This window comes from Polaromonas sp. (genome assembly GCF_041689105.1).
Lineage (GTDB): Bacteria > Pseudomonadota > Gammaproteobacteria > Burkholderiales > Burkholderiaceae_C > Polaromonas.
In genome coordinates this window covers 1-5,922 of the sequence record NZ_JBDNGU010000182.1, presented here as the reverse complement: position 1 = coordinate 5,922, position 5,922 = coordinate 1, and the positions used below count along the sequence as shown (strand labels likewise).

Genomic DNA, 5,922 nt, shown 5'->3' with positions numbered 1-5,922 from the left:
CAACGCGGCGCTGAAAAATCCAACGGTCATCAGCAGCCTGGGCACCTTTGGCCTGGTGCCCGCAGGCTCCACCGTGCGCGAGATGGACAAGAGCCAGCGCGACGCGTATTTCCGCTGGGGTCCGCTGGTCAAGCACCTCGGCTTCACCGGCATGTCCTGATCCGGAATACCTCGTCGTGAAGCCCCTTGCTGGCGGCGCGGTCGTGGCGGTGCGCGCAGGCTGGATCGCCGCCGGCACCCGCCTGCAGTGCCCACGCCCGCAGGTCACACGCTACCACGGCGGCGGCGACTGCTAAAACGCGGCCAGCTACAGTTGCCACTGACACACCAGCGCGCTTGCACCATGCCAGAAAAACTCCCCACAGCCGTCGAAACAGTCGATACCACCTACCTCGAAGGCCTGGTCGGCTACAACGCCAGCCGCGCGGCCATCGCAGTGATCGAGATTTTCGTCAAACGCATGGCGGTTTACGGCATGCGGCAGGTTGATTTTTCGGTGATCTCGCTGATCACCCATAACCCGGGCATCACCTCGCGCCAGCTTTGCGCCGCGCTCGGCATCCAGCCGCCCAACCTGGTGGCCATGATCAATGCGCTGGAGCAGCGCGAACTGATCGTTCGCAAGCCGCACCCGCGCGACGGTCGCGCCGTTGGTCTGCATCTGACTCCAGTCGGCCAGAAACTGATGCGCGACGCGGAGCGCACTGCGCAGGCGCTTGAGCTGGACGCCACCGCGCGGCTGACCGCGGCAGAGCGAAAAACCCTGATCCGCCTGCTGCAGAAGGTCTACCTGCAGGTTTAGCAGGTTTATCTGTTGGGACCACTGGCCATGCGGGCTGCGTGCGCCCGGGTCGACTGGTGGCAAGTTCGCGGCCTACCCCATCTCGCTCTACTTTTCAAGTGTTTTTGGCTCCGGAGCTACACCCTGCGGGCGCGGGCAGCTATAAAACTAGTAGCAGTCGACAATTTCCGTTATATTCCGCTTGAAGCGCGTGCTTACCGATTAACTGTGACAAAAACATGACCAGGAGATGTCCCCCATGAGTGCCAAAGAAAATGCCGCTGTCGGCCAGCTGTTTGAACTGCTTGAAGCGCGTTACGCATTGCGCGTTTTGTGGGCGCTCAAAGACGGTCACCCGCAGACTTTCCGGCTGCTGCAGGACAGCATTGGCAGCATCACGCCCAACACCCTGAACACCCGTATCAAGGAATTGCGCGCCGCTGGACTGATGGGCCACGGCAGCGATGGCTACACCGTGACAGCCATGGGCGCCGACCTGCTCAAGCGCCTTAATGACATGCAGGCGTTCGCCGCCAAATGGGCCACCAGCCAGGTCAAGTCGGCCGGCACGGTCAAGAAAAAGTAGGCTTTCCGCATCCCGCAAATGACAGGCCGCGCGCCTGTCTTTTCATTGGTGGCTGCGCGCCCTGGCTGCGGCTTTTTTGTTGCGTATAAAAACCTGCTCCAGCCCTTTTCCGGCCTGCGCAGTCCGCTCCTTGTTTCATAGCATCTGGCGCCCGCCCGGAGAGGCGCCGCCGAAGCGCGCGGCACTCTGTGCCGGGGCACAATCCCTTGTCTTGAAAAGGGCTTTGCTGCCCCCAGCTAGCCAACTTGTCCTTCTGAAGAACTGTATTCGACCATGCCAGACAACACCCATTCCGATCAAAATCAAGACCTGACTGGCCATCCCAGCCCGGAAGAGCTGGAAGCCGCCCAAGCCGCCAACGAGACCGACGCGCTGAGCGCAGCCCAGGCTGAAGTGGCTGTGCTGCAAGCCAAGAACACCGAACTGGCCGACAGTTACCTGCGCGCCAAGGCCGAGACTGAAAACGCCCGCCGCCGCGCCGACGACGAAGTCGCCAAGGCACGCAAGTTCGCCCTGGAAAGTTTTGCCGACAGCCTGCTGCCCGTCACCGACAGCCTGGAAGCCGGGCTGCAGCAGACCGACGCCAGCGCCGCGCAGCTTCGCGAAGGCACTGAGGCCACGCTCAAACAGCTCAAAGCCGCACTGGAGCGCAACAAGGTGGTCGAGATCAACCCTGAGACCGGCGCGAGATTCGATCCCCACCAGCATCAGGCCATCAGCATGGTGCCCGCCGATCAGGAGGTCAACACCGTGGTCGGCGTACTTCAAAAAGGCTACCTGATCGCCGACCGCGTGCTGCGGCCTGCGCTGGTCACCGTGGCAGCCCCCAAATAAATGGCCCGATTCACGATGTCGCACTTGAAACATCGAAAGTTATCCACAATTCATCAACATGGTCTGGCGACCAGCGGCTGAAATCCTCAGCCACCCCGTATTCAAACAGTCAACCAAGAAAATCTAGGAGTAAATCATGGGCAGAATCATCGGCATCGATCTTGGCACCACCAACAGCTGCGTCGCTGTGATGGAGGGCAATGTCCCGCGCGTCATCGAAAACTCGGAAGGCGCGCGCACCACCCCCTCGGTCGTGGCCTACCTTGAAAACGGTGAAGTGCTGGTCGGCGCCTCGGCCAAGCGCCAGGCCGTGACCAACCCCAAAAACACGCTGTACGCGGTCAAGCGCCTGATCGGCCGCAAGTTCGCCGAAAAAGAAGTCCAGAAGGACATCGACCTGATGCCCTACAAGATCGTGGCCGCCGACAATGGCGACGCCTGGGTCGAAGTGCATGGCAAGAAGATGTCGCCCCAGCAGGTCAGCGCCGACATCCTGCGCAAGATGAAAAAAACCGCCGAAGACTACCTCGGCGAGCCGGTCACTGAAGCCGTGATTACCGTGCCGGCCTATTTCAACGACGCGCAGCGCCAGGCCACCAAAGACGCAGGCCGCATTGCCGGCCTGGACGTCAAGCGCATCATCAACGAGCCCACCGCTGCGGCGCTGGCCTTCGGCATGGACAAGCAGGAAAAAGGCGACCGCAAGATCTCGGTGTATGACCTGGGCGGCGGCACCTTCGACATCTCCATCATCGAGATTGCCGATGTGGATGGCGAAAAGCAGTTCGAAGTGCTGTCCACCAACGGCGACACCTTCCTGGGCGGAGAAGACTTCGACCAACGCATCATCGACTACATCATTGCCGAGTTCAAGAAAGATCAGGGCGTGGACCTGGGCAAGGACGTGCTGGCATTGCAACGCCTCAAGGAAGCCGCAGAAAAGGCCAAGATCGAGCTGTCCTCCAGCGCGCAGACCGACATCAACCTGCCTTACATCACGGCTGACGCCTCAGGCCCGAAACACCTGAACATCAAGATGACGCGCTCCAAGCTGGAGCAGCTCGTCGAGGAGCTGGTCGAGCGCACGATTGCCCCCTGCCGCGTGGCCGTCAACGACGCTGGCGTCGCCACCTCCGACATTCATGACGTGATCCTGGTCGGCGGCCAGACCCGCATGCCCAAGGTGCAGGACAAGGTCAAGGAGTTTTTTGGCAAGGAACCGCGCAAGGACGTGAACCCCGACGAGGCCGTGGCCGTTGGCGCGGCGATCCAGGGCCAAGTGCTCTCGGGCGATCGCACCGACGTGCTGCTGCTCGACGTGACGCCGCTGTCCCTGGGCATTGAAACCATGGGCGGTGTGATGACCAAGATGATCAAGAAAAACACGACCATCCCGACCAAGTTCGCGCAGACCTTCTCGACCGCCGAGGACAACCAGCCGGCAGTGACCATCAAGGTCTTCCAGGGCGAACGCGAAATCGCTTCGGGCAACAAGGCGCTGGGTGAGTTCAACCTCGAAGGCATTCCGCCGTCGGCTCGCGGCACGCCGCAGATTGAAGTGTCGTTTGACATTGACGCCAACGGCATCCTGCACGTAGGCGCCAAGGACAAGGGTACCGGCAAGGAAAACAAGATCACCATCAAGGCGAACTCGGGCCTGTCTGAAGCTGAAATCCAGCAAATGGTCAAGGACGCCGAGCTCAACGCAGCCGACGACAAGAAAAAAGTCGAGTTTGTGACCGCCAAGAACAATGCCGAAGCCATGGTTCACAGCGTGAAGAAATCGCTGACGGAATACGGCGACAAGCTTGACGCCGGCGAAAAGGAAAAAATCGAGACCGCCATCAAGGACATGGAAGAAGCGCTCCAAGGCGACAGCAAGGATGCCATCGACGCGAAAAACGCCGCGCTGATGGATGCCAGCCAGAAGCTCGGTGAAAAAATGTACGCCGATATGCAGGCTTCGCAGGCGGCCCAGGCCGGGGGCGAGGGCGGTGCAGCAGAAGCGGCAGCCAAACCGGCTGCCGACGACAATGTGGTGGACGCCGAAGTCAAGGAAGTCAAAAAAGGCTGATCCTTTTTTGATGGATTGCCCTGAGGCGGCAAAGCGGAATCGGGGGTTTTCTCCGTATTCCGCTTTGGCGCATCCGGGGTGCCGGAACTTTTTCCACAGAACACGCAATTTCCATGGCTATTAAAAAAGACTACTACGACACGCTGGGCGTCCCCAAAAACGCCAGCGATGAAGACATCAAGAAAGCCTATCGCAAGCTGGCGATGAAGCACCACCCTGACCGCAACCAGGGCGACTCCAGCAAGGCAGCCGAGGAGAAATTCAAGGAAGCCAAAGAAGCCTACGAGATGCTGTCGGACGGTCAGAAACGCGCGGCTTATGACCAGTACGGCCACGCCGGCGTGGACCCGAACCGCAGCGGTGGCCCCGGCGCGGAAGGATTTGGCGGCTTTGCAGAAGCTTTTGGCGACATCTTCGGCGACGTTTTCGGCGCGCAGCAAGCCGGTCGCGCCGGCCAGCGCGGCGGCCGCCAGGTCTATCGCGGCGGCGACCTCAGCTACGCGATGGAAGTTACGCTTGAGGAAGCGGCCACCGGCAAGGACGCACAGATACGCATTCCGAGTTGGGACGACTGTGGCACCTGCCGCGGCAGCGGCGCCAAGCCCGGTACAAAGGTGGTGACCTGCACCACCTGCCACGGCCACGGTGTGGTGCAGATGCGCCAGGGCTTCTTCAGCGTGCAGCAGACCTGCCCGCAGTGCAAGGGTACCGGCAAGCTGATCCCCGAGCCCTGCGTCACCTGCCACGGCGTCGGCAAAACCAAAAGCAACAAGACCCTGGAAGTCAAGATTCCGGCCGGCATCGACGACGGCATGCGCATCCGCTCCACTGGCAACGGTGAACCAGGCACCAATGGCGGCCCGCCCGGCGATCTGTACATCGAGATCCGCCTGAAAAAGCACGACATCTTCGAGCGCGATGGCGACGATCTGCACTGCGTGGTGCCCATCAGCATGGCGGCGGCGGCACTCGGCGGCGAGATCGAGGTGCCAACGCTGGCCGGCAAGGCCGCCATCGACATCCCCGACGGCACCCAGACCGGCAAGCAGTTCCGACTGCGCGGCAAGGGCATCAAAGGCGTGCGCTCCAGCTACCCTGGCGACCTGTACTGCCACATCACGGTGGAAACACCGGTCAAGCTGACCGAACACCAGCGCAAGTTGTTCAAGGAGCTTGAAGACTCGCTCAAGAAGGGTGGCCCCAAACATTCGCCAACCGAGGAAACCTGGACGGACAAGCTCAAGAGCTTCTTCGCGCCCTGACATTGACGCACCACGTAGCCGCCCCATGCCGGATTCAGTCCGGCATTTTTTTGCCCTGTTTTCGCAGTGCGATCCGAAAGAATCCGAGCATCTATAGCCTGGCTTCGGCGAAATCATCCCCCCACGCCTACGCCGTTTGCTATTATATTAATAGCTGCTGGAGACCGTCCATAAAGGGCTGGAGGCATTTTTTATTGATAACTCCGTTCTGGACAGGGCCCCACGCAGTCATTCTCACAATGACACACCGCCCGCCGCAGGACATGCAGCGCGGTGGCCGCGGCTGACCGGGCGCTGGCTTATAGTGCTTTGTCTCCCATCACTTCAGCACCAGCCCTCCCATGAAAACAAAAGCAGCCGTCGCCTGGAAATCCGGCGCACCTCT

At 60.8% G+C, this 5,922-nt stretch carries 5 protein-coding genes; all 5 read left to right on the top strand.

Translation table 11 applies throughout. The features are described from left to right. Positions 1–343: 343 nt before the first annotated feature. The 5 genes from ACESMT_RS18305 (at position 344) to dnaJ (ending at position 5,537) form a co-directional block, all read left to right on the top strand. Entirely contained in the window at positions 344–802 is a 459-nt protein-coding gene (locus tag ACESMT_RS18305; protein WP_372828025.1) for a MarR family winged helix-turn-helix transcriptional regulator, read from the top strand. A 238-nt stretch (positions 803–1,040) separates the two neighbouring features. Then, positions 1,041–1,367 (top strand): winged helix-turn-helix transcriptional regulator, encoded by a 327-nt coding sequence (locus ACESMT_RS18300; protein WP_372828024.1) that lies wholly within the window; start codon positions 1,041–1,043, stop codon positions 1,365–1,367. A 273-nt stretch (positions 1,368–1,640) separates the two neighbouring features. After that, complete coding sequence (gene grpE / locus ACESMT_RS18295; protein ID WP_372828023.1) at positions 1,641–2,201, top strand: nucleotide exchange factor GrpE; 561 nt, start codon at positions 1,641–1,643, stop codon at positions 2,199–2,201. 136 nt (positions 2,202–2,337) lie between these two features. Beyond that, positions 2,338–4,275: a molecular chaperone DnaK gene (gene dnaK, locus ACESMT_RS18290; protein ID WP_372828022.1), complete on the top strand. Its 1,938-nt coding sequence runs from the start codon at positions 2,338–2,340 to the stop codon at positions 4,273–4,275. 113 nt (positions 4,276–4,388) lie between these two features. Continuing rightward, positions 4,389–5,537, top strand: a complete 1,149-nt coding sequence (gene dnaJ, locus ACESMT_RS18285) for a molecular chaperone DnaJ (protein WP_372828021.1) — start codon at positions 4,389–4,391, stop codon at positions 5,535–5,537. Positions 5,538–5,922: the final 385 nt, after the last annotated feature.